The organism is Enterobacter sp. V87_3, from assembly GCF_029967835.1.
In the GTDB taxonomy this organism is placed as follows: domain Bacteria; phylum Pseudomonadota; class Gammaproteobacteria; order Enterobacterales; family Enterobacteriaceae; genus Enterobacter; species Enterobacter cancerogenus.
This window is the reverse complement of the sequence record NZ_JASCAM010000025.1, coordinates 247,021-271,097: the sequence shown is the minus strand read 5'-3', so window position 1 is coordinate 271,097 and position 24,077 is coordinate 247,021. Positions and strand designations below refer to the sequence as shown.

The following is a 24,077-nucleotide window of genomic DNA, read 5'->3' as shown; positions in this document are numbered from 1 at the left end:
CCACCACGACGGCGAAAGGATGCAAAACTATTATGGCTCACTCACATTTAATAGCAGAAAGAATTTCCCGCCTCAGCAGCGCGCTGGAAAAAGGCCTTTACGAGCGTAGCCACGCCATTCGTCTCTGTTTGCTGGCCGCCCTGAGCGGGGAAAGCGTGTTTCTGCTTGGCCCACCGGGCATCGCCAAAAGCCTGATTGCCCGCCGGTTGAAATTTGCCTTTCAGAATGCCCGCGCGTTCGAATACCTGATGACCCGTTTTTCGACCCCGGAAGAGGTTTTTGGCCCCCTATCCATTCAGGCGCTGAAAGATGAGGGGCGCTATCAACGTCTGACGGAAGGTTATCTGCCGGAAGCCGAAATCGTGTTTCTCGATGAGATCTGGAAAGCCGGCCCGGCCATTCTGAACACCCTGCTGACCGCCATTAACGAACGCCGGTTCCGTAACGGGGCCAGCGAAGAGAAGATCCCGATGCGCCTGCTGGTGGCCGCGTCGAACGAACTTCCGGAAGCAGACAGCAGTCTGGAAGCGCTGTATGACCGCATGCTTATCCGCCTGTGGCTCGACAAGGTGCAGGATAAATCGAACTTCCGCTCCATGCTGGTGAGCCAGCAGGATGAAAATGAAAACCCGGTCGCGCCGGGGCTGCAGGTGTCCGACGAGGAGTATTACCAGTGGCAGGAAGAGATCGGCAAAATCAAACTGCCTGACGCGGTGTTTGAGCTGATCTTCATGCTGCGCCAGCAGCTGGATTTGCTGCCCTCTGCGCCTTATGTCTCCGATCGCCGCTGGAAAAAGGCGATCCGCCTGCTGCAGGCCAGCGCGCTGTTCAGCGGACGCGATGCCGTGGCGCCAATCGATCTGATCCTGCTGAAAGACTGCCTGTGGCACGATGCGGAAGGGATGAACCTGATGCAGCAGCAGCTTGAAATATTGATGACCGGACACGCCTGGGGACAGCAGGCCATGCTCACCCAGTTGGGCGCAATTACCCAGCGCCGCATCCAGCTACAGCAGCAGCAAAGCGATAAAACGGCGCTGAAGGTGAACCGCGCAGGCGGTATGTTCGCGCGTAAACCGCACTACGAACTGCCGACAACGCTCACCGACACGACGCTGACCCTGCTGCTTCAGCAGCCGCTTAAGCTCCACGATATGCAGGTGGTTCACGTTGCGATTGAGCGCGAGGCACTGTCGCAGTGGCTCGACAAAGGCGGCGAGATACGCGGCAAGCTCAACGGCATCGGGTTTGCGCAACCGCTTACGATGGAAGTGGATAGCAGCCAGCATCTGGTGATCCGCGATGTGAGCCTGCAAGGCTCGCGCCTTGCGCTACCGGGAACCGCTTCAGACAGCGTACCAGAGGAGATTAAGCAGCAGCTGGAGGCGCTGGATACCGAATGGCATCAGCAGCATACGCGCTTCAGCGAGCAGCAAAAGTGTCTCTTTATACATAGCGACTGGCTGGGCCGCATCGAAGCCAGCCTGCAGGACGTAAGCGCGCAGATCAAACAGGCGCGTCAATGCTAACGCTGGACACGCTCAACGTCATGCTGGCGGTCAGTGAGGAAGGGTTGATCGAGGAGGTGGTCATCACCCTGCTGGCAACGCCGCAGCTCGCAGCCTTCTTTGAAAAATTTCCCCGCCTTAAAAAGGCCATGACCGACGATCTGCCACGCTGGCGCGACAACCTCCGGCAGCGTTTCAGGGAGACCGAAGTTCCGCCTGAGTTAACGGAGGAGGTCGCTGGCTATCAGCAGTGCCAGCGGCTCTCGACGCCGCAGTTTGTCGTCCAGCTTCCGCAAACCCTGGCCCTGCTCGACAAAGTGCATTCGCCGTTCGCCAGCCAGGCCCGGGCGCTGGTAATGGACAACGCCACCTTTACCCCGGCGTTGCATACCCTCTTTTTACAGCGCTGGCGGCTTAGCCTGGTGGTGCAAGCCACCACCCTCAACCAGCAGATGCTGGATGAAGAACGCGAACAGCTGCTCAGTGAAGTGCAGGAACGCATGACCCTGAGCGGTCAGCTTGAAGAGGTGCTGGTGGAAAATGAAAATTCCGCCGGGCGTCTGTGGGATATGAGCGCCGGGCAGCTCAGGCGCGGTGACTATCAGCTGATCGTGAAATACGGCGACTTTCTGGCGCAACAGCCGGAACTGATGAAACTCGCAGAACAGCTGGGCCGCTCGCGGGAGGCCAAATCCGTCCCAAAGAAAGATGCGCCGATGGAGACGTTTCGCACGCTGGTGCGTGAACCGGCGACCGTGCCGGAGCAGGTGGACGGGCTACAGCAAAGCGATGACATTTTACGCCTGTTGCCCACTGAGCTAAGCACGCTCGGGATGACCGAGCTGGAGTATGAGTTTTACCGGCGGCTGGTGGAGAAACAGCTCCTGACCTATCGGCTACATGGCGAAGCCTGGCGCGAAAAGATCAGCCAGCGTCCGGTGGTGCATCAGGATTTTGATGAACAGCCGCGCGGGCCGTTTATTGTGTGCGTCGATACTTCGGGCTCTATGGGCGGATTCAACGAACAGTGCGCAAAAGCGTTCTGCCTGGCCCTGATGCGCGTGGCGCTCGCCGACCGACGACGCTGTTTTATCATGCTTTTTTCCAGCGAAGTTGTCGGTTATGAACTGACAAACCAGCAGGGCCTTGAGCAGGCGATCCGCTTTTTAAGCCAGCGATTCCGCGGCGGCACCGATCTGGCGAGCTGTTTTCGCAGCATCGTCGAGCGCATGCAGGGCGGCGACTGGTACGACGCGGACGCCGTAGTCATTTCCGATTTTATTGCCCAGCGGCTGCCGGATGACGTGGTAAATAAGGTGAAGGAGTTACAGCGGGTGCATCAGCACCGGTTCCATGCCGTGGCGATGTCTGCACATGGAAAACCCGGCATCATGCGCATCTTCGATCATATCTGGCGCTTTGATACCGGGCTGCGTAGCCGCCTGCTGAGACGCTGGCGGCGCTAATTAAAGAAGAGAGCCGACGCTTTCACGTACCTGCTGCGGCCAGACGCCACACTGCACCTGACCGATATGGCCCAGCTGCAGCAACAGCATGGTCAGACGGGACTGGCCAATTCCGCCGCCGATAGTCTGCGGCATTTCACCGCGCAGCAGCGCCTGGTGCCACTCCAGCTGCAGACGATCTTCATCTCCTGTGATAGCCAGCTGGCGCTTCAGCGCGTCGGCATCCACGCGGATCCCCATTGACGATAGCTCAAACGCATCTTCCAGAACGGGGTTCCAGACCAGAATATCGCCGTTCAGACCGGTAAATCCACTCTCACCGGCGGTGCTCCAGTCATCATAATCCGGTGCACGAACGTCGTGACGCTTGCCGTCGGACAGCTTGCCGCCAATCCCGATCAGGAACACGGCACCCAGCTCTTTCGCGATGGCGCGCTCACGGCCTTTGGCATCCAGATCCGGGAAGCGGGCCAGCAGATCCTGGCTGTGAACAAAGTGGATCGTTTCCGGCAGGAACGGTGCCAGACCAAACTCTTTGCTTACTGCCGCTTCGGTGGCTTTGATCCCGGCGTAGATCGCTTCAACGGTCGATTTCAGCGTACCAACGTGGCGTTCGCCATCCCCCATTACGCGCTCCCAGTCCCACTGGTCAACGTAGACCGAGTGGATCGGCGTCAGGCGGTCTTCATCGGGGCGAAGGGCTTTCATGTGCGTGTACAGTCCTTCGCCCGCGCTGAAGTCGTGCTGCCCCAAGGTTTGACGCTTCCACTTCGCCAGGGAGTGGACCACTTCGAAGCGGGCATCTGGCAGTGTTTTCACTTTTACCTGGACCGCTTTTTCGCATCCAGACAGGTTATCCTGCGTCCCGTCACCCACACGGCTGAGGATCGGTGCCTGAACTTCAATCAGCCCAAGCTTATCTTCCAGCTGGCGTGAGAAATGGGATTTAACGAAACTGATCTGGCGTTGTTTTGCGATGTAAGCGGTTTTCATTATGTTTACTCCTGCGTCCTGTTGGTATTGATTAAGCAACAGAAAGGGCATCCAATACAATAACCCATCAACAAAAAGGCAGCTTCACTTTTGATTCATCAAAATAAGACGCTAGAATAGAGTGATTCACTAATCATCATAAGAAAAAGCGATGGAAAATTATCAGATCGACAATCTGGACCGCGGCATCCTCGAGGCCTTAATGGCCAATGCCCGCACCGCGTACGCCGAGCTGGCGAAACAGTTTGGCGTCAGCCCGGGGACCATTCACGTTCGCGTAGAGAAAATGAAACAGGCCGGGATCATCACCGGCGCACGCATTGACGTAAATCCTAAACAACTCGGCTACGACGTCTGCTGCTTTATTGGCATTATTCTCAAAAGTGCGAAGGACTATCCCTCCGCGCTGGAAAAGCTCAACGCGCTGGATGAGGTGACCGAAGCCTACTACACCACCGGGCACTACAGCATTTTCATCAAGGTGATGTGCCGCTCTATTGATGCGCTCCAGCAGGTACTTATCAACAAGATCCAAACAATCGATGAAATTCAGTCCACCGAGACGCTGATCTCCCTGCAAAACCCGATCATGCGCACCATCCGCCCCTGATCGGGCAAATTCATTCCCACATTTTCCACAGGTAGATCCCAGCTCGTTCACAGCGTACAATGTCCGCCTCTTAATCTGAGCGAGCGATCAATGGCGGACATTACTCTTATCAGCGGCAGCACCCTTGGCGGTGCCGAATATGTTGCAGAGCATCTGGCTGAAAAGCTGGAAGACGCAGGGTTTTCCACGGAAACGCTCCACGGACCATTGCTTGACGACCTCCCGGCTGATGGGGTCTGGCTGCTGATCACCTCTACGCACGGTGCGGGCGATCTGCCGGATAACCTGCAACCTTTATATGACGACCTGCTGGAACAGCAGCCCGATCTCTCACGCGTCCGTTTCGGTGCAATCGGGATCGGCAGCCGCGAATATGACACCTTCTGTGGCGCAATAGAGAAAGTCGAAGCCGCGGTGACCGCCTGCGGTGCAAAAAAGGTGGGCGAAACGCTCAAGATCAATATCCTCGATCATGACATTCCTGAGGATCCAGCCGAGATCTGGCTGGGTGACTGGAAAAATTTACTCAAAAACGATTAAAGATCGCGCAAACAGATGTGGATAACTCTGGTTAAAAGCTCGTATTAACCGGTAGTTATCCAAATAACAACCGCTTCTTCGTTTTTGAGCTGTGGATAAATACGCGATCTGATCCCAGCTTATACGGTCCAGGATCACCGATCATTCACAGCTAACGATCCTTCTTAAACGCATGATCTTCTTCGAGAGATCGGACTTATCCACAAAGTTCCGCGATCCTAATAAGAGATCACAATAGAACAGATCTCTAAATAAAAAGATCTTCTTTTTAATAGCCCAGGATCCCAATGCTTTCTCGAAAGACTAAAGTTGAGTAGAATCCACGGCCCGGGCTTCAATCCATTTTTCATACCGCTTTACGCGAGGCAGACCACCATGTTTTATCAGGATCCTTTCGACGTCATCATCATTGGCGGGGGTCACGCAGGCACTGAGGCTGCAATGGCCGCAGCGCGCATGGGTCAACAGACCCTGCTTTTGACACACAATATCGACACGCTGGGACAAATGTCCTGTAATCCGGCGATTGGCGGCATTGGGAAAGGACACCTGGTAAAAGAAGTGGATGCACTTGGCGGCCTGATGGCGAAAGCGATCGATCAGGCAGGCATCCAGTTTAGGATACTAAACGCAAGCAAAGGCCCGGCCGTACGTGCCACCCGTGCACAGGCGGATCGCGTGCTTTACCGTCAGGCCGTACGCACCGCGCTCGAGAACCAGCCGAACCTGATGATCTTCCAGCAGGCGGTTGAAGATCTTATCGTGGAGAACGATCGCGTCGTGGGTGCCGTAACCCAGATGGGGCTGAAATTCCGCGCCAAAGCCGTCGTGCTGACCGTCGGGACATTCCTGGACGGCAAAATTCACATCGGTCTGGATAACTACAGCGGTGGCCGTGCTGGCGATCCGCCGTCGATCCCGCTGTCTCGCCGTCTGCGCGAGCTGCCGCTGCGCGTCAGCCGCCTTAAAACTGGCACACCGCCGCGTATTGACGCGCGCACTATCGATTTCAGCGTGCTGGCTCAGCAGCATGGCGATAACCCGATGCCGGTCTTCTCGTTTATGGGCAATGCGGCGCAACACCCGCAGCAGGTACCGTGCTACATCACGCATACCAACGAAAAAACCCATGACGTGATCCGTAATAACCTCGATCGCAGCCCAATGTACGCTGGCGTGATCGAAGGGATCGGCCCACGCTACTGCCCGTCGATCGAAGACAAGGTGATGCGCTTTGCCGATCGCAACCAGCACCAGATCTTCCTGGAGCCGGAAGGGCTGACCTCTAACGAAATTTACCCGAACGGCATCTCCACCAGCCTGCCGTTCGATGTCCAGATGCAAATTGTTCGCTCAATGCAGGGCATGGAGAACGCGAAAATCATCCGTCCTGGCTACGCTATTGAGTACGATTTCTTCGATCCGCGTGACCTGAAGCCCACTCTGGAGAGCAAATTCATCCAGGGCCTGTTCTTCGCAGGTCAGATCAACGGCACCACCGGCTACGAAGAGGCTGCAGCACAGGGGCTGCTTGCGGGTCTGAACGCCGCGCGCTTCTCTGCTGAGAAAGAGGGCTGGGCGCCAGGCCGGTCTCAGGCTTATCTGGGTGTGCTGGTCGATGACCTGTGTACGCTGGGTACCAAAGAGCCGTACCGCATGTTTACCTCCCGTGCGGAATATCGCCTGATGCTGCGTGAAGATAATGCCGATCTGCGACTGACCGAGATGGGCCGCGAGCTGGGTCTGGTGGATGACGAACGCTGGGCGCGCTTCAACAAGAAGCTGGAACGCATCGAGCGTGAACGCCAGCGTCTGAAAACGACCTGGGTGAATCCGCAGGCAGAAACAGCTGCTGAAGTGAATACTCACTTAACTGCACCTCTCTCCCGTGAAGCCAGCGGGGAAGATCTGCTGCGTCGTCCTGAGATGACGTACGAAAGCCTGGTTAACCTGACGGCGTTTGCACCGGGTCTGGATGACGCCGAAGCGGCCGAGCAGGTCGAAATTCAGGTGAAATACGAAGGTTACATCGCGCGTCAGCAGGATGAGATCGAAAAACAGCAGCGTAACGAAAACACCCTGCTGCCGGAAATGCTGGACTATCGTCAGGTGACCGGCCTTTCCAACGAAGTGATCGCCAAACTGAACGATCATAAACCTGTGTCGATCGGCCAGGCATCCCGTATCTCCGGCGTCACGCCTGCGGCAATTTCAATTCTGCTGGTGTGGTTGAAAAAGCAGGGTATGCTGCGCCGCAGCGCGTAATAACCAGAACATTGCCCGGTGGCGCTGCGCTTACCGGGCCTACTGAACCCGTAGGGTGGGTAAGCGAAGCGCCCCCCGCCACCTAAGTTTTCCAACAGGTATTCACCGTGCTCAATAAACTCTCTCGTCTGCTGGATGAAGCAGGTATTTCGCTCACCGATCACCAGAAAAATCAGCTGGTGGCCTATGTCGATATGCTGAACAAATGGAACAAAGCGTACAACCTGACGTCCGTACGCGATCCCAACGAGATGCTGATTCGCCATATCCTCGACAGCATTGTTGTGGCCTCGTATCTGAAGGGCGAGCGCTTTATCGATGTGGGCACCGGGCCGGGCCTGCCGGGGATCCCGCTGTCCATTGTCCGTCCTGAAAGCCATTTCACGCTGCTGGACAGCCTGGGTAAGCGTATTCGCTTCTTACGCCAGGTTCAGCATGAACTGAAGCTTGAGAACATTACGCCCGTGCAGAGCAGGGTAGAGGCGTTTCCGGCAGAACCGCCGTTTGACGGCGTCATTAGCCGCGCCTTTGCTTCGTTGAACGATATGGTGAGCTGGTGCAAGCATCTGCCTGCCGTCGAGGGCCGTTTTTATGCCCTGAAGGGGCTGGTGCCCGAGGACGAAATTGAACAGCTGCCGGAAGGATTTGCTGTGGAATCAATCGAAAAACTCCGCGTTCCTCATCTCGACGGGGAGCGTCACCTGGTGATTATTACACCAAATAAAGTTTAAAAATTTAATTAATATTGTGGAATTTGTGCTGTTCTGGTTGTGTTAAAAACGAGCACGTCGAAGACGATTTAAGCGGTGCTAATTTAACCGTGTTGTTACTAAGGATTTTCTTACGTTTAACTTTACCCCTGTGGTTCAGTCAGAAAATAGTCAACACTGAAAATATCAGCCTGCTAAAAGTAGGCAGAGGCAACCAGAATGCGATGTTAAATTTTTATTAAGAATGTCAATAAAAGGTTTTTGTTGTATACAGGGTTGTTTTGGAAAAAGTTGCGATATTTTATCTTTAATTTCATAAGGATGACATAAAGCGATTTACTGCTTTGATAAAAACACCCTTATCGCAAATGTGTATTTTGTGATCGCGTGCACGCTTTATCACCAACGTTTTCGCGCGGTTTGCAGTTTTGTCCGAAGGTCGATGCTTTCATCAAAAGTTAAAAAATAGCGGTGGGGAAAAATATTTAAACATTTATTCACCATTTCGCTACTTAATGTTTGAAATCACGGGTGCGCACCGTATAATTTGACCGCTTTTTGATGCTTGACTCTGAGCCTTAAAGGACGTTTTATACGACACGCGGCATACCTCGAAGGGAGCAGGAGTAAAAACGTGATGTCAGTGTCGCTCTTGAGTAGAAACGTTGCTCGTAAGCTTCTGTTCATTCAGTTTCTGGCTGTGATAGCAAGTGGACTGCTGTTTAGCCTCAAAGACCCCTTCTGGGGCATCTCCGCTGTATGCGGGGGATTGGCGGTGGTACTGCCAAACATGCTGTTTATGATTTTTGCCTGGCGTCATCAGGCGCATACACCCGCAAAAGGCCGTGTGGCCTGGTCCTTCGCTCTCGGCGAAGTGTGCAAGGTGTTGCTGACCTTCGCTCTGTTGGTGATGGCGCTGGCGGTTTTAAAAGTGGTTTTCATGCCGCTGATAGCAACGTGGGTTTTGGTGCTGGTGGTACAAGTTCTGGCTCCAGCTGTAATCAATAACAAAGGGTAAAAGGCATCATGGCTTCAGAAAATATGACGCCGCAGGATTACATAGGACACCATCTGAATAACCTTCAGCTGGACCTGCGTACATTCTCGCTGGTGGATCCACATAACCCCCCTGCCACCTTCTGGACGATCAACATCGATTCCATGTTCTTCTCGGTGGTGTTGGGTCTTCTGTTCCTGGCCATGTTCCGCGGTGTTGCTAAACGAGCGACCAGCGGTGTTCCAGGGAAATTCCAGACGTTCGTCGAAATGATCATCGGCTTTGTCCATGGTAGCGTCAAAGACATGTACCACGGCAAGAGCAAGCTGATTGCTCCGCTGGCGCTGACGGTCTTTGTCTGGGTCTTCCTGATGAACCTGATGGACCTTCTGCCTATCGATTTCCTGCCGTGGATCGGCGAGCATGTTCTCGGTCTGCCTGCTCTGCGTGTGGTGCCGTCTGCTGACGTGAACATCACCCTGTCGATGGCACTGGGCGTATTCATCCTGATTCTTTTCTACAGCATCAAAATGAAAGGCGTAAGCGGCTTTGTGAAAGAGCTTACCTTGCAGCCGTTCAACCACTGGGCGTTTATTCCGGTCAACCTGATCCTGGAAGGCGTTAGCCTGCTGTCCAAACCTGTTTCACTGGGTCTGCGACTGTTCGGCAACATGTATGCGGGTGAGCTGATTTTCATTCTGATCGCGGGTCTTCTGCCGTGGTGGTCACAGTGGATTCTTAATGTGCCATGGGCCATTTTCCACATCCTGATCATTACGCTGCAAGCCTTTATCTTCATGGTTCTGACGATCGTCTATCTGTCGATGGCGTCTGAAGAGCACTGATTTTTTACCAACACTACTACGTTTTAATTGAAACAAACTGGAGACTGTCATGGAAAACCTGAATATGGATCTGCTGTACATGGCTGCCGCTGTGATGATGGGTCTGGCGGCTATCGGTGCTGCGATCGGTATCGGCATCCTCGGGGGTAAATTCCTGGAAGGCGCAGCGCGTCAACCGGATCTGATTCCTCTGCTGCGTACTCAGTTCTTTATCGTTATGGGTCTGGTGGATGCAATCCCAATGATCGCTGTAGGTCTGGGTCTGTACGTGATGTTTGCTGTCGCGTAGTAGTTGATTTAAAACCCAAAGCCACAGAAATTTAAGAGGTATTGTGCTGTGAACATGAACGCAACAATCCTCGGCCAGGCCATCGCGTTTATTCTCTTTGTCTGGTTCTGCATGAAGTATGTATGGCCGCCTTTAATGGCTGCCATCGAAAAACGTCAGAAAGAAATTGCTGACGGTCTGGCTTCCGCAGAACGCGCTAAGAAAGATTTGGACCTTGCACAGGCCAACGCGACAGACCAGCTGAAAAAAGCGAAAGCTGAAGCTCAGGTAATCATTGAACAGGCCAACAAGCGCCGTTCTCAGATCCTGGACGAAGCCAAAGCTGAAGCAGAACAGGAACGTACTAAGATCGTGACACAGGCTCAGGCTGAAATTGAAGCTGAGCGTAAACGTGCTCGTGAAGAACTGCGTAAGCAGGTTGCGATTCTGGCTGTTGCTGGCGCCGAGAAGATCATCGAACGTTCCGTGGATGAAGCTGCTAACAGCGACATCGTGGACAAACTTGTCGCTGAACTGTAAGGAGGGAGGGGCTGATGTCTGAATTTGTTACGGTAGCTCGCCCCTACGCCAAAGCAGCTTTTGACTTTGCTGTCGAACACCAAAATGTCGATCGCTGGCAGGATATGCTGGCGTTTGCCGCTGAGGTAACGAAAAACGAACAAATGGCTGAGTTGCTGTCCGGTGCATTAGCGCCTGATACCCTCGCCGCGTCGTTTATCGCCGTGTGCGGAGAGCAACTGGATGCCAACGGCCAGAACCTGATTAAGGTTATGGCAGAAAATGGTCGTCTCCGTGTGCTTCCGGATGTTCTCGAGCAGTTTGAGCACTTACGTGCGCTCAGTGAAGCCACTGCCGAAGTTGAAGTCACTTCTGCCACTGAACTGAGTGAAGAACAGCTTGCGAAAATCACCGCCGCGATGGAAAAACGTCTGTCACGCAAAGTTAAGCTGAATTGCAAAATCGATAAGTCTGTAATGGCAGGCGTAATCATCCGCTCGGGTGATATGGTCATTGATGGTAGCGTACGCGGCCGTCTTGAACGCCTTGCAGACGTCTTGCAGTCTTAAGGGGACTGGAGCATGCAACTGAATTCCACCGAAATCAGCGAACTGATCAAGCAGCGCATTGCTCAGTTCAATGTTGTGAGCGAAGCTCATAACGAAGGTACTATTGTTTCTGTAAGTGACGGTGTTATCCGCATCCACGGCCTGGCCGATTGTATGCAGGGTGAGATGATTTCCCTGCCGGGTAACCGTTACGCTATCGCACTGAACCTGGAGCGCGACTCCGTAGGTGCTGTAGTTATGGGTCCATACGCTGACCTCGCCGAAGGCATGAAGGTTAAGTGTACTGGCCGTATCCTGGAAGTGCCGGTTGGCCGTGGCCTGCTGGGCCGCGTGGTGAACACCCTGGGTGCACCAATCGACGGTAAAGGTCCGGTTGAGCACGATGGCTTCTCCCCAATCGAAGTTATCGCACCGGGCGTTATCGACCGTCAGTCCGTTGATCAGCCAGTACAGACTGGCTATAAGTCCGTTGATGCCATGATCCCAATCGGTCGTGGTCAGCGTGAACTGATCATCGGCGACCGTCAGACCGGTAAAACCGCGATGGCTATCGACGCCATCATCAACCAGCGTGACTCCGGCATCAAATGCGTGTACGTGGCTATCGGCCAGAAAGCGTCCACCATTTCTAACGTGGTTCGTAAACTGGAAGAGCACGGCGCACTGTCTAACACCATCGTTGTTGTAGCGACCGCGTCTGAATCAGCTGCACTGCAATACCTGGCACCTTACGCCGGTTGCGCAATGGGCGAATACTTCCGTGACCGCGGTGAAGATGCACTGATCGTATACGATGACCTGTCTAAACAGGCTGTTGCTTATCGTCAGGTTTCCCTGCTGCTCCGTCGTCCACCTGGACGTGAAGCATTCCCGGGCGACGTATTCTACCTCCACTCTCGTCTGCTGGAGCGTGCTTCCCGCGTTAACGCGGAATACGTCGAGAACTTCACCAAAGGTGAAGTGAAGGGTAAAACGGGCTCTCTGACCGCACTGCCGATCATTGAAACCCAGGCGGGTGACGTTTCTGCGTTCGTTCCGACCAACGTAATCTCCATTACCGATGGTCAGATCTTCCTGGAAACCAACCTGTTTAACTCCGGTATTCGTCCGGCAGTTAACCCAGGTATCTCGGTATCCCGTGTTGGTGGTGCTGCTCAGACCAAGATCATCAAGAAACTGTCTGGTGGTATCCGTACCGCGCTGGCACAGTATCGTGAACTGGCTGCGTTCTCTCAGTTCGCATCCGATCTGGACGAAGCAACCCGTAAACAGCTGAGCCACGGTCAGAAAGTGACCGAGCTGCTGAAGCAGAAGCAGTACGCACCGATGTCTGTTGCTCAGCAGGGTCTGGTACTGTTCGCGGCTGAACGCGGTTACCTCGAAGATGTGGAACTGGCGAAAATCGGTAGCTTCGAAGCCGCTCTGCTGGCTTACGTCGACCGTGATCACGCTCCGCTGATGCAAGAGATCAACCAGTCCGGTGGCTATAACGATGAAATCGAAGGCAAGCTGAAAGCTATCCTCGATTCCTTCAAAGCAACCCAGTCCTGGTAATCGTCCGGCGGCTTGTCTCACGACAAGCCGCCAGGCATTGAGGAGAAGCTCATGGCCGGCGCAAAAGAGATACGTAGTAAGATCGCAAGCGTCCAGAACACGCAGAAGATCACTAAAGCGATGGAGATGGTCGCCGCTTCCAAAATGCGTAAATCGCAGGATCGCATGGCGGCCAGCCGTCCTTATGCAGATACCATGCGCAAAGTGATTGGTCACCTTGCAAACGGTAATCTGGAATATAAGCACCCTTACCTGGAAGAACGCGACGTTAAGCGCGTGGGCTACCTGGTGGTGTCGACCGACCGTGGTCTGTGTGGCGGCTTGAACATTAACCTGTTCAAAAAACTGCTGGCGGATATGAAAGTCTGGTCCGATAAAGGCGTTCAGTGCGATATCGCAATGATCGGCTCTAAGGGCGTCTCTTTCTTTAACTCCGTTGGTGGCAACATTGTCGCTCAGGTGACCGGTATGGGTGATAACCCGTCCCTGTCTGAACTGATCGGTCCGGTTAAAGTGATGTTGCAGGCCTATGATGAAGGCCGTCTGGACAGACTGTACGTTGTCAGCAACAAATTTATTAACACCATGTCTCAGGTTCCAACGCTCACTCAGATGCTGCCATTACCGGCATCAGACGATACTGAGCTGAAGCAAAAAGCCTGGGATTACCTGTATGAACCCGATCCGAAACCGCTGCTGGATACCTTGCTGCGTCGTTACGTTGAATCACAGGTTTATCAGGGCGTAGTAGAAAACCTGGCCAGCGAGCAGGCCGCACGTATGGTGGCGATGAAAGCCGCGACCGACAATGGCGGCAGCCTGATTAAAGAGCTGCAGTTGGTATACAACAAAGCTCGTCAGGCCAGCATTACTCAGGAACTCACCGAGATCGTCGGTGGTGCATCCGCGGTATAACCAGGTTAATTCGTAGAGGATTCAAGATGGCTACTGGAAAAATTGTCCAGGTAATCGGCGCCGTGGTTGACGTCGAATTCCCTCAGGATGCCGTACCGCGCGTGTACGATGCTCTTGAGGTACAGAATGGTAACGAGAGCCTGGTGCTGGAAGTTCAGCAGCAGCTCGGCGGCGGTATCGTACGTACTATCGCCATGGGTTCTTCCGACGGTCTGCGTCGTGGTCTGGAAGTAAAAGACCTTGAGCACCCGATCGAAGTCCCGGTAGGTAAAGCAACACTGGGTCGTATCATGAACGTATTGGGTCAACCAATCGACATGAAAGGCGACATCGGTGAAGAAGATCGTTGGGCTATCCACCGCGCAGCACCTTCCTACGAAGAGCTGTCTAGCTCTCAGGAACTGCTGGAAACCGGCATCAAAGTTATCGACCTGATGTGTCCGTTCGCGAAGGGCGGTAAAGTCGGTCTGTTCGGTGGTGCGGGTGTAGGTAAAACCGTAAACATGATGGAGCTGATCCGTAACATCGCGATCGAGCACTCCGGTTATTCCGTGTTTGCGGGCGTGGGTGAACGTACTCGTGAGGGTAACGACTTCTACCACGAAATGACCGACTCCAACGTTCTGGATAAAGTATCCCTGGTGTACGGCCAGATGAACGAGCCACCAGGAAACCGTCTGCGCGTTGCGCTGACCGGCCTGACCATGGCTGAGAAGTTCCGTGACGAAGGTCGTGACGTTCTGCTGTTCGTTGATAACATCTACCGTTACACCCTGGCCGGTACCGAAGTATCTGCACTGCTGGGTCGTATGCCTTCAGCGGTAGGTTATCAGCCTACGCTGGCGGAAGAGATGGGTGTTCTTCAGGAACGTATCACCTCAACCAAAACCGGTTCTATCACCTCCGTTCAGGCGGTATACGTACCTGCGGATGACTTAACTGACCCATCACCAGCCACCACCTTTGCGCACTTAGATGCAACCGTGGTACTGAGCCGTCAGATCGCGTCTCTGGGTATCTACCCAGCCGTTGACCCGCTGGACTCCACCAGCCGTCAGCTGGATCCACTGGTTGTTGGTCAGGAACACTACGACACCGCGCGTGGCGTACAGTCCCTGCTGCAGCGTTACCAGGAACTGAAAGACATCATCGCCATCCTCGGTATGGATGAGCTGTCTGAAGAAGATAAACTGGTGGTAGCACGTGCGCGTAAGATCCAGCGCTTCCTGTCCCAGCCGTTCTTCGTTGCGGAAGTATTCACCGGTTCTCCAGGTAAATACGTATCCCTGAAAGACACCATCCGTGGCTTTAAAGGCATCATGGAAGGCGAATACGATCACCTGCCGGAGCAGGCGTTCTACATGGTTGGTTCCATCGACGAAGCCGTGGAAAAAGCCAAAAAACTTTAACGCCTTAATCGGAGGGTGATATGGCAATGACTTACCACCTGGACGTCGTCAGCGCAGAGCAACAAATGTTCTCTGGTCTGGTCGAGAAAATCCAGGTAACGGGTAGTGAAGGTGAACTGGGTATTTTCCCGGGTCACGCACCGCTGCTCACCGCCATTAAGCCTGGTATGATCCGCATCGTTAAACAGTTCGGTCACGAAGAGTTTATCTATCTGTCCGGCGGCATTCTCGAAGTGCAGCCTGGCAGTGTGACCGTTCTGGCCGATACCGCTATTCGTGGCCAGGATCTCGACGAAGCACGAGCCCTGGAATCGAAGCGTAAGGCTGAAGAGCACATTAGCAGCTCTCATGGTGACGTGGATTACGCTCAGGCGTCTGCGGAGCTGGCCAAAGCGATCGCCAAACTGCGCGTTATCGAGTTGACCAAAAAAGCGATGTAACACCGGCTTGAAAAGCACAAAAGCCAGTCTGGCAACCAGACTGGCTTTTTTTATGCCTTCGTTTCAGGAAAAGCGAAACTGAAAAGGTGTTTTATTATTTTGTGATTTACATCACAAAAATGTTGAACGGTTAAAAATTGAGGCGTAGACTTCTTTTTTGTGAAGTGTGTCACAAAATAAACCTTAATAAATCAGGATGCCATCATGAAACTGATCAACAAAATCATCGACCTTTTCAGCAACATGAACGTTTCTTTCGGTACGTTCAACCACTAATCCGCTGAATGCCGAGTGGCGCCGTGCTTACCGTTGTGTGATAAGCGAAGCGCCATCTGGCAGCCTCTCTCCGCTATTGTTCACGCTCTGTCCTTTCACGATAAAATAGTTCGTCGCATCAATATTCCCCACCACCGCATCGTCGTACTTGCCCGGTGCTGTACGCCGAGAATACCGCGCACCATAGGCTCCGTGTCTTTCTGTACCGCAGGCCGTCACACTATTGAGTATTTAAAACAGTGTTTTGTTTTAAACAGATCTTTATTCATGATCCAAAAAAATAGCTAAGCTATTGTGTGGGTTAGCGACTTACCGAGAGAATGCTATTTTCCAGAGTAAAAGTGATTTACTCTCCCCTTAAAATCGGCCTCAAATAGCCGTTATTGGCAGATGTTGAACGTTTTCGCACCACTCCATTTCATGATGCAAAATATGTAGAATTTTCAACGTCAAAGGGTTTTACTTCTCACTTAAATTACAGTCAGGACGCGTATGTTGAACAATACGATGAGCGTGGTCATCCTTGCCGCTGGTAAAGGCACCCGCATGTATTCCGATCTTCCTAAGGTGTTGCACACGCTGGCAGGAAAGCCAATGGTGCAGCATGTCATTGATGCCGCGAATGAAGTTGGCGCTCGCCAGGTCCATCTGGTGTACGGTCACGGCGGCGATCTGCTGAAAGAGACGCTGCGTGACGACAAGCTCAACTGGGTCCTTCAGGCAGAACAGCTGGGTACGGGCCACGCCATGCAGCAGGCGGCACCGTTCTTCGGCGATGACGAAGATATCCTGATGCTCTACGGCGATGTTCCGCTGATCTCTGTTGAAACCTTAACCCGCCTGTGTGAAGCCAAACCGCAGGGCGGCATTGGTCTGTTAACCGTGGTACTCGACGATCCAACGGGCTATGGCCGTATTACCCGTGAGAACGGCAACGTCACCGGTATCGTGGAGCACAAAGATGCCAGCGATGAGCAGCGTAAAATTCAGGAAATCAATACCGGTATCCTGATTGCCAATGGCGCAGACATGAAGCGCTGGCTCTCTAAGCTCAATAACAACAATGCACAGGGTGAATACTACATCACAGATATCATTGCGATGGCGTATCAGGAAGGCCGCGAGATTGCCGCCGTACATCCGGCGCGCATCAGCGAAACGGATGGCGTGAATAACCGCCTGCAGCTTTCCCGCCTCGAGCGTATTTATCAGGCCGAGCAGGCTGAAAAGCTGCTGCTGGCGGGCGTGATGCTGCGCGATCCGGCGCGTTTCGACCTGCGCGGCACCTTGGCACACGGGCGTGATGTTGAAATTGATACTAACGTTATCCTTGAAGGCCAGGTTCAGCTTGGCAACCGCGTCAAAATTGGCGCTGGCTGCGTGATTAAAAACAGCGTTATCGGTGACGACTGCGAAATCAGCCCGTACAGCGTCGTGGAAGATGCCCACCTTGAGGCGGCCTGTACCATCGGTCCCTTCGCGCGCCTGCGTCCTGGCGCAGAGCTGATGGAAGGCGCTCACGTAGGCAACTTCGTCGAAATGAAAAAAGCGCGTCTGGGTAAAGGCTCCAAAGCCGGTCATTTGACCTATCTGGGCGATGCGGAAATTGGCGATAACGTGAACATTGGTGCAGGCACCATCACCTGTAACTATGACGGTGCCAATAAATTTAAAACCATTATCGGCGATGATGTGTTTGTCGGTTCCGACACGCAGCTGGTCGCACCCGTCACCGTGGGTAACGGCGTGACCATTGCTGCCGGAACAACCGTAACGCGAGACGTAGCGGATAACGAGTTGGTGTTGAGCCGCGTACCGCAGGTTCACAAGCAGGGCTGGAAACGCCCGGTGAAGAAGAAGTAACAACAAGGCGGGTGGCGCTACGCTTACCCGCCCTGTGATTGAGTAGGCCTGATAAGGCGTAGCCGTCATCAGGCAAACCCGGGTGAGGAGATAAATATATATCTCCCCCCACAAGCAGCACCCATAACTATAACCCCACTCTCTACAAGGCTCGGGGTGCCCGGAAAGGGCGTTACCCAAAGGATTTCGCGGTGTGGCAAGGCGGCAAGCGTATGAGTCCATGGGAGCTTACTTAAGTAAGTGACCGTGGCGAGTACGAGAAGCCAACGCAGCCGCAGCGTGAAAGACGTAGGGTAAATACAGGTCAGCGACAACGCAGGCATCATGCCTAAATTCGGAATCTAAAACTATGTGTGGAATTGTTGGCGCAGTTGCGCAGCGTGATATTGCTGAAATCCTTCTCGAAGGTTTACGTCGTCTGGAATACCGTGGCTATGACTCTGCCGGTCTGGCTGTGGTGGATGAAGCAGGTCATATGACCCGTCTGCGTCGTCTCGGTAAAGTGCAGATGCTGGCCCAGGCCGCGGAAGAACATCCGCTGCACGGTGGTACCGGTATCGCACATACCCGCTGGGCGACCCACGGCGAGCCGTCTGAAGGTAACGCGCACCCGCATGTGTCTGAACACATTGTGGTGGTGCATAACGGCATTATCGAAAACCACGAACCGCTGCGCGAAACCCTGAAAGCGCGCGGCTATACCTTCGTCTCTGAAACCGATACCGAAGTGATTGCTCACCTCGTCCACTGGGAGCTGGAGCAGGGCGGCTCGTTGCGTGAAGCGGTGCTGCGCGCGATCCCTCAGCTTCGCGGGGCATACGGTACGGTGATCATGGATTCCCGCGATCCGTCCACGCTGCTGGCTGCGCGTTCCGGTAGCCCGATGGTTATCGGTATGGGGATGGGTGAAAACTTTATCGCCTCCGATCAGCTGGCGCTCCTGCCGGTGACCCGCCGCTTCATCTTCCTCGAAGAGGGCGATATCGCGGAAGTGACGCGCCGTAGCGTAACCGTGTTCGACACCACTGGCGCGCAGGTCAAACGCACCGAGATCGAATCTAACCTGCAGTACGACGCGGGCGACAAAGGCGCTTACCGCCACTACATGCAGAAAGAGATCTACGAGCAGCCTAACGCCATCAAAAACACCCTGACCGGGCGCATCAGCCACGGCGAGGTGGATCTGAGCGAGCTGGGCGCACACGCCAACGACCTGCTTAGCAACGTTGAGCACATCCAGATCGTTGCCTGCGGCACCTCCTACAACTCCGGTATGGTGTCGCGTTACTGGTTTGAATCCCTGGCGGGCGTGCCGTGCGACGTGGAAATCGCCTCTGAATTCCGCTATCGCAAATCCGCGGTGCGCAAAAACAGCCTGATGATCACCCTTTCCCAGTCCGGGGAAACGGCGGACACCCTGGCGGCGCTGCGTCTCTCTAAAGAGTTGGGCTACCTGGGTTCTCTGGCCATCTGTAACGTGCCCGGCTCGTCGCTGGTGCGTGAATCCGATCTGGCCCTGATGACCAAAGCAGGCACCGAAATCGGCGTGGCCTCCACCAAAGCCTTTACCACGCAGCTGACCGTTCTGCTGATGCTGGTGGCGAAACTGGCGCGTCTGAAAGGTCTGGATGCGTCCGTTGAGCATGATATTGTTCACGGCCTGCAGGCGTTGCCGAGCCGTATCGAACAGATGTTGTCTCAGGACAAACGCATTGAAGCCCTGGCGGAAGATTTCTCTGACAAACATCACGCGCTGTTCCTTGGCCGTGGCGATCAGTATCCGATCGCGCTCGAAGGCGCGCTGAAGCTGAAAGAGATCTCTTATATCCATGCGGAAGCCTACGCGGCGGGCGAGCTGAAACACGGCCCGCTGGCGCTGATTGACGCGGATATGCCGGTTATCGTTGTGGCACCTAACAACGAATTGCTGGAAAAACTGAAATCGAACATCGAAGAAGTACGCGCCCGTGGCGGCGTCCTGTACGTTTTCGCTGATAAAGATGCCGGTTTCACCAGCAGCGACAATATGCACATCATCGACATGCCGCATGTGGAAGAGGTTATTGCCCCAATCTTCTACACCGTTCCGCTGCAGCTTCTGGCCTATCACGTTGCGCTGATCAAAGGCACTGACGTTGACCAGCCGCGCAATTTGGCAAAATCGGTTACCGTTGAATAATTCAATATATTGAAATGTAATAGCCTCGTAAATCTATGATTACGGGGCTATTTATTGATCAATATATAAATATATTCTGAAAGTAGATCTCTGTATAAATAAAAGTTAAAGGATAACTGTATTATGCCCGCCCTGATATACCGCTAAATAATATTATATTTAGCCAAAGCCTCGCCTGAAAATATTCCATTATTTGCCCCTTGGTAATTATCAAAATATTATTTCTGCTTGTTATTTTATTTTTTAAGGCGTTTAATACACGCGCTTCAACATTTTGACATTATTTGTCATGGAAATAATATATCTTTATTTATAATGGATGGTATTGTAATGAATGGACATATTTTTAAGCGAGCGTTACTTGTTTCCTCTTTATTACTGACGTCGCAGGCGTTTGCGTCAAATGGGATTGTACATTTTACCGGCGAGATTATTGAAAGCACGTGCGAAGTCTCAACGGGAACCAAAGATCAGAACGTCGATTTGGGTAAGGTAAATAAATCGACCTTTACCGACGTTGGCTCTACGGCTTCCGTTCAGGCATTCCAGATCGACCTGGTCAATTGTCCGCAAACCTACAAAAAAGCCAATGCGCGCTTTGACGGCACTGAAGACGGTGACGGTTACCTGAAGCTGAACAACGGCGGCGCAGCGGGTGTGGCGATTGCGATTTATAACCGCGCCGACAACAGCCTGCTGAAGCTGTATAACCAGTCTAAAACGGCGGATATTAGCGCTGAAGGCTCGGCTTCTCTGCCGTTTATGGCTCGCTATATCGCAACTTCATCTACCGTTACGGCAGGTTTAGCTAACGCGGATTCTGAATTCACGATCAGCTACAGCAATTAATCTTTTTCTTCTTTGTTTGTAATGTAAACAGGCCTGGCAAGGTTGGGCCACTGCATCTAAAAAACTGCCAGGCCTGATATAGGATGTAACATGCGTGGGCGCCGTATAATATTAATTCTCTCTCTGTTTTTATCTTTTGGTATTTCACCGTGCTGGTCTGGGATAATTATCGGCGGCACTCGGGTTATCTTTAAAGGCGAGAGCGCTGACACCACGCTTTCAGTGCTCAATAAAGATGCTGCGATCCCTTATCTGCTTCAGACGTGGATTGAGCCTTTTACCGGACAAGGTAAGGATAAACCGCCGTTTACCGTGATTCCTCCTGTTTCTCGTCTTGAGCCAAAGCAAGAGCGCGTATTACGCATTATCAAAACCAAAGGTGAATTACCGTCCGATCGGGAGTCGGTGTTTTGGCTAAACGTAAAAAATATACCCCCGTCGCCCGATAAAGAAGGCAGCAAACTTGAGATAGCCATTAAAACCCGGATCAAACTTTTCTGGCGGCCTGCAGGCATTAATGAAAAACCGGAGACGGCAAGCCAAAAAGTGAAATGGCAGCGACAGGGAAAAATGCTGGTGGTGACCAATCCTACGCCGATCCATATCAATGTGATTGACGTTGCGGTGGATGGTAAACCGCTTGAGCTGGCAATGATTAAACCGTTCGACACGCTACAGATAGCCTTACCCGCAGACGCATTGGGAAAGACCCTCACATGGCACTGTATCAGTGATTATGGCGCAATCAGCGACGCTATCAGACAACCTCTTTAATGCAGATGGGACGGTATACGTTGAAGCTTTCTCGTTTGTCTTTTTTACCGCTTATCGCCGTGTGGGCGGGCTATCCGCATCTGGTTTCTGCCAAAGAGGCCTTATTCAATACCCGTTTGCTGGAGTTGGATCAGCCCGTTGATATCGACATTAGCCAGTTTGACCGCCCCCACACGCTTCCTGAGGGGACATATAAAGTCGATATCTATGTCAACGACCGCTTCGTCGAGCGCCGCGAGGTGCTTTTTTCGCGAAAAGATGAACAGAGCGATCTTGCGCCTTGCTTCACGGATTTAAAAAATACGCTGAGCGGGTTCGGGGTGAAGGTTGACGCAATCAAAGCATTAGATCGCGTCAACGCCGAACGCTGTGAAGCCGTCCCCGAGCTGCCGGGGTCGGCATGGATATTCGACGGTGAAAAGCTGGCGCTTAACGTCTCTGTGCCACAAATCTATCTTGATGCGTCGGTTCGGGATGCCATTTCACCGTCGCGCTGGGATCAGGGCATCAATGCACTGATGCTCAACTATGACTTTTCCACCATGCAGACCCTGAAGTCAGACTATAACAGCGACGATCTCTACTACCTTAACCTGCGCAGCGGCATCAATCTGGGAGGCTGGCGGCTTCGCAACTACAGTGCACTCAATGCCGTTAACAGCCACGGAAGTTATCATTCAGTAAGCACTTACTTACAGCATGATATCGCACCGTTGCGCAGCCAGTTTATGGTAGGCGACACCTGGACCGCGAACGACCTCTTTGACAGCGCGCAGATCCGTGGCGTGCGTCTTTATACGGATAACGACATGCTGCCAGACAGCATGAATGGGTTTGCCCCCATCGTTCGCGGCGTGGCGAAATCGAACGCCGTGGTGACGATCCGCCAGAATGGATACATGATTTACCAGTCGGCAGTGCCGCAGGGGCCGTTTGCGCTGACCGATCTCAATACTACCTCCAGCGGCGGCGACCTCGACGTCACCATCAAAGAGGAAGACGGCAGCGAACAACATTTTGTGCAGCCTTACGCTTCCCTGGCGATATTGCGTCGCGAAGGCCAAACGGATGTGGATATCAGCGTCGGCGAGTATCGCAACGATAATCGTTTTTCACCTGACGTCATGCAGGCGCAGATGCTGCGCGGTATGCCCTGGGGGATGACGCTCTACGGCGGAACCCAGCTGGCGGAAGACTATTCCGCCTTTGCGGCGGGCCTCGGTAAAGATTTGGGCGACATCGGCGCGGTGTCGATCGATGTGACCCACGCTGACTCACGCTTTTCCGACGACCAAACGCAGGGGCAATCCTGGCGTTTTCTGTACTCCAAAACCTTTGATGTCAGTAATACCAGCCTGCGTATCGTTGGCTATCGCTATTCGACGGAAGGCTTCTATACGCTGGATGAATGGGCTTCGCGTAACGGCGACAGCGACAGTTTCTGGCAAACGGGCAACCGTCGCAGACGGCTTGAAGGCACCTGGACCCAGCCGTTTACGGAAGGTTACGGCAACATTTATCTGACGCTGAGCCGGGAGCAATACTGGCAAACGGATGACGTTGAGCGCCTGATTCAGGTGGGCTACAGCAACAGCTGGCGGCAAATTATGTGGAACCTGTCATGGAACTACACCGATACGGCGGGCAGCAGCGTGGGAGAGTGGCAGCATGAGGATGAAAGCGAGCATGTGATTATGCTCTCCGTCTCGTTGCCCTTATCAGACTGGTTGCCGCACAGTTACGCCAACTACAGCTACGCTCACAGCGGCCACAGCAGCCCGTCCCACCAGGTGGGGCTAAACGGCAACGTGCTCGAAGATAACAACCTGAGCTGGAACCTGCAGCAGTCATATTACGAAAACAACGCTAACGCAGGCGGAAACGCTGGCCTGAACTGGGATGCTTCGTATGGTTCTATGAAGGCAAACTATGCCTGGAGCGATGAAAGCCAAAGCGTGAACTACGGTGTCAGCGGCGGCGTGCTGGTCCACTCTGAGGGGATCACCTTCTCCCAGGAGATGGGCGAAACCGTGGCGCTGATAAAAGCGCCGGGAGCGGCCGGGCTGTCTGTTGATAACGAAAATGGAGTAGCGACCGACTGGCGCGGTTATACCGTTAAAACGCAGCTATCGCCTTACGACGAAAACCGTATCGCGCTTGGCAATAATGACTTCACGTCCGGCAATATCGAGCTTGAGAAAAGCGTACAGCAGCTTGTGCCCACGCGCGGCGCGGTGGTTAAGGCTGAATTTGTCACGCACATCGGCTACCGGGTTTTGTTTAACGTTGCGCTGGCCAGTGGCAAACCAGCCCCCTTCGGTGCGATGGGCACCGCAACGCTACCTACCGGCAGCGTGACGGGCATCGTGGGCGATGGGGGTGAACTCTACCTTGCAGGGATGCCGGAAACCGGTCAGTTCACCCTCACCCTGAGCGACGGCAAGATCTGCCGGGCCGATTACGTCATCCACCAGCAACCCGATTTTGGGCTTGTCCAGCTTCCCGTCATTTGTCGATAAAGGATAAAA

At 53.5% G+C, this 24,077-nt stretch carries 21 protein-coding genes; 20 read left to right on the top strand and 1 reads right to left on the bottom strand.

The window, feature by feature from the left end; all coding sequences use genetic code 11:
• Nucleotides 1–32 precede the first annotated feature (32 nt).
• Both ravA and viaA read left to right on the top strand, forming a co-directional pair.
• On the top strand, nucleotides 33–1,529 hold the full coding sequence (gene ravA / locus QLG21_RS15505) for an ATPase RavA (protein WP_101738532.1): 1,497 nt from the start codon (nucleotides 33–35) through the stop codon (nucleotides 1,527–1,529).
• Nucleotides 1,523–2,974: an ATPase RavA stimulator ViaA gene (gene viaA, locus QLG21_RS15500; protein ID WP_006177546.1), complete on the top strand. Its 1,452-nt coding sequence runs from the start codon at nucleotides 1,523–1,525 to the stop codon at nucleotides 2,972–2,974. The genes ravA and viaA overlap by 7 nt, the downstream gene beginning before the upstream one ends.
• On the opposite strand, the gene asnA is transcribed toward viaA, so the two are convergent.
• A complete protein-coding gene (asnA, locus tag QLG21_RS15495; RefSeq protein WP_282484756.1) occupies nucleotides 2,975–3,967 on the bottom strand; it encodes an aspartate--ammonia ligase in 993 nt (330 codons plus the stop codon).
• Nucleotides 3,968–4,118: 151 nt separating this feature from the next.
• On the opposite strand from asnA, the gene asnC reads away from it, so the two are divergent.
• From asnC to QLG21_RS15405, 18 genes are all read left to right on the top strand, one after another.
• Nucleotides 4,119–4,577, top strand: a complete 459-nt coding sequence (gene asnC / locus QLG21_RS15490; RefSeq protein WP_006177548.1) for a transcriptional regulator AsnC — start codon at nucleotides 4,119–4,121, stop codon at nucleotides 4,575–4,577.
• A 90-nt stretch (nucleotides 4,578–4,667) separates the two neighbouring features.
• Complete coding sequence (gene mioC, locus QLG21_RS15485) at nucleotides 4,668–5,117, top strand: FMN-binding protein MioC (protein ID WP_088208921.1); 450 nt, start codon at nucleotides 4,668–4,670, stop codon at nucleotides 5,115–5,117.
• A 375-nt stretch (nucleotides 5,118–5,492) separates the two neighbouring features.
• Entirely contained in the window at nucleotides 5,493–7,382 is a 1,890-nt protein-coding gene (gene mnmG, locus QLG21_RS15480) for a tRNA uridine-5-carboxymethylaminomethyl(34) synthesis enzyme MnmG (protein WP_282484755.1), read from the top strand.
• A 107-nt stretch (nucleotides 7,383–7,489) separates the two neighbouring features.
• Nucleotides 7,490–8,113, top strand: a complete 624-nt coding sequence (gene rsmG / locus QLG21_RS15475) for a 16S rRNA (guanine(527)-N(7))-methyltransferase RsmG (protein ID WP_282484754.1) — start codon at nucleotides 7,490–7,492, stop codon at nucleotides 8,111–8,113.
• Between the two features lie 616 nt (nucleotides 8,114–8,729).
• Complete coding sequence (gene atpI / locus QLG21_RS15470; protein WP_006177553.1) at nucleotides 8,730–9,110, top strand: F0F1 ATP synthase subunit I; 381 nt, start codon at nucleotides 8,730–8,732, stop codon at nucleotides 9,108–9,110.
• A gap of 8 nt (nucleotides 9,111–9,118) precedes the next feature.
• The gene (atpB, locus tag QLG21_RS15465) at nucleotides 9,119–9,934 is read left to right on the top strand and encodes a F0F1 ATP synthase subunit A (RefSeq protein ID WP_006177554.1); all 816 of its coding nucleotides are present in this window, start codon (nucleotides 9,119–9,121) and stop codon (nucleotides 9,932–9,934) included.
• A 49-nt stretch (nucleotides 9,935–9,983) separates the two neighbouring features.
• The gene (gene atpE / locus QLG21_RS15460) at nucleotides 9,984–10,223 is read left to right on the top strand and encodes a F0F1 ATP synthase subunit C (RefSeq protein ID WP_000429386.1); all 240 of its coding nucleotides are present in this window, start codon (nucleotides 9,984–9,986) and stop codon (nucleotides 10,221–10,223) included.
• 48 nt (nucleotides 10,224–10,271) lie between these two features.
• Nucleotides 10,272–10,742, top strand: coding sequence for a F0F1 ATP synthase subunit B (atpF, locus tag QLG21_RS15455; protein ID WP_003862370.1), 471 nt, complete (start codon nucleotides 10,272–10,274; stop codon nucleotides 10,740–10,742).
• A gap of 14 nt (nucleotides 10,743–10,756) precedes the next feature.
• Nucleotides 10,757–11,290 (top strand): F0F1 ATP synthase subunit delta, encoded by a 534-nt coding sequence (gene atpH, locus QLG21_RS15450; protein WP_006177556.1) that lies wholly within the window; start codon nucleotides 10,757–10,759, stop codon nucleotides 11,288–11,290.
• 12 nt (nucleotides 11,291–11,302) lie between these two features.
• Entirely contained in the window at nucleotides 11,303–12,844 is a 1,542-nt protein-coding gene (gene atpA / locus QLG21_RS15445) for a F0F1 ATP synthase subunit alpha (RefSeq protein WP_006177557.1), read from the top strand.
• Nucleotides 12,845–12,895: 51 nt separating this feature from the next.
• The gene (gene atpG, locus QLG21_RS15440; RefSeq protein WP_042321234.1) at nucleotides 12,896–13,759 is read left to right on the top strand and encodes a F0F1 ATP synthase subunit gamma; all 864 of its coding nucleotides are present in this window, start codon (nucleotides 12,896–12,898) and stop codon (nucleotides 13,757–13,759) included.
• 26 nt (nucleotides 13,760–13,785) lie between these two features.
• The gene (gene atpD, locus QLG21_RS15435; protein WP_137849936.1) at nucleotides 13,786–15,168 is read left to right on the top strand and encodes a F0F1 ATP synthase subunit beta; all 1,383 of its coding nucleotides are present in this window, start codon (nucleotides 13,786–13,788) and stop codon (nucleotides 15,166–15,168) included.
• 20 nt (nucleotides 15,169–15,188) lie between these two features.
• Nucleotides 15,189–15,608 carry a F0F1 ATP synthase subunit epsilon gene (locus QLG21_RS15430; RefSeq protein WP_006177560.1) on the top strand — a complete coding sequence of 140 codons (420 nt, stop codon included), beginning with the start codon at nucleotides 15,189–15,191 and terminating at the stop codon, nucleotides 15,606–15,608.
• A 768-nt stretch (nucleotides 15,609–16,376) separates the two neighbouring features.
• On the top strand, nucleotides 16,377–17,747 hold the full coding sequence (glmU, locus tag QLG21_RS15425; RefSeq protein WP_137849938.1) for a bifunctional UDP-N-acetylglucosamine diphosphorylase/glucosamine-1-phosphate N-acetyltransferase GlmU: 1,371 nt from the start codon (nucleotides 16,377–16,379) through the stop codon (nucleotides 17,745–17,747).
• Nucleotides 17,748–18,096: 349 nt separating this feature from the next.
• Nucleotides 18,097–19,926, top strand: a complete 1,830-nt coding sequence (gene glmS, locus QLG21_RS15420) for a glutamine--fructose-6-phosphate transaminase (isomerizing) (RefSeq protein WP_282484753.1) — start codon at nucleotides 18,097–18,099, stop codon at nucleotides 19,924–19,926.
• 330 nt (nucleotides 19,927–20,256) lie between these two features.
• Complete coding sequence (locus QLG21_RS15415; protein ID WP_088209049.1) at nucleotides 20,257–20,775, top strand: fimbrial protein; 519 nt, start codon at nucleotides 20,257–20,259, stop codon at nucleotides 20,773–20,775.
• Between the two features lie 90 nt (nucleotides 20,776–20,865).
• Complete coding sequence (locus tag QLG21_RS15410) at nucleotides 20,866–21,549, top strand: fimbrial chaperone (RefSeq protein ID WP_137849940.1); 684 nt, start codon at nucleotides 20,866–20,868, stop codon at nucleotides 21,547–21,549.
• Nucleotides 21,549–24,068 (top strand): fimbria/pilus outer membrane usher protein, encoded by a 2,520-nt coding sequence (locus QLG21_RS15405; RefSeq protein WP_282484752.1) that lies wholly within the window; start codon nucleotides 21,549–21,551, stop codon nucleotides 24,066–24,068. Before QLG21_RS15410 ends, QLG21_RS15405 begins: the two co-directional genes overlap by 1 nt.
• The last annotated feature ends 9 nt before the right edge of the window (nucleotides 24,069–24,077 follow it).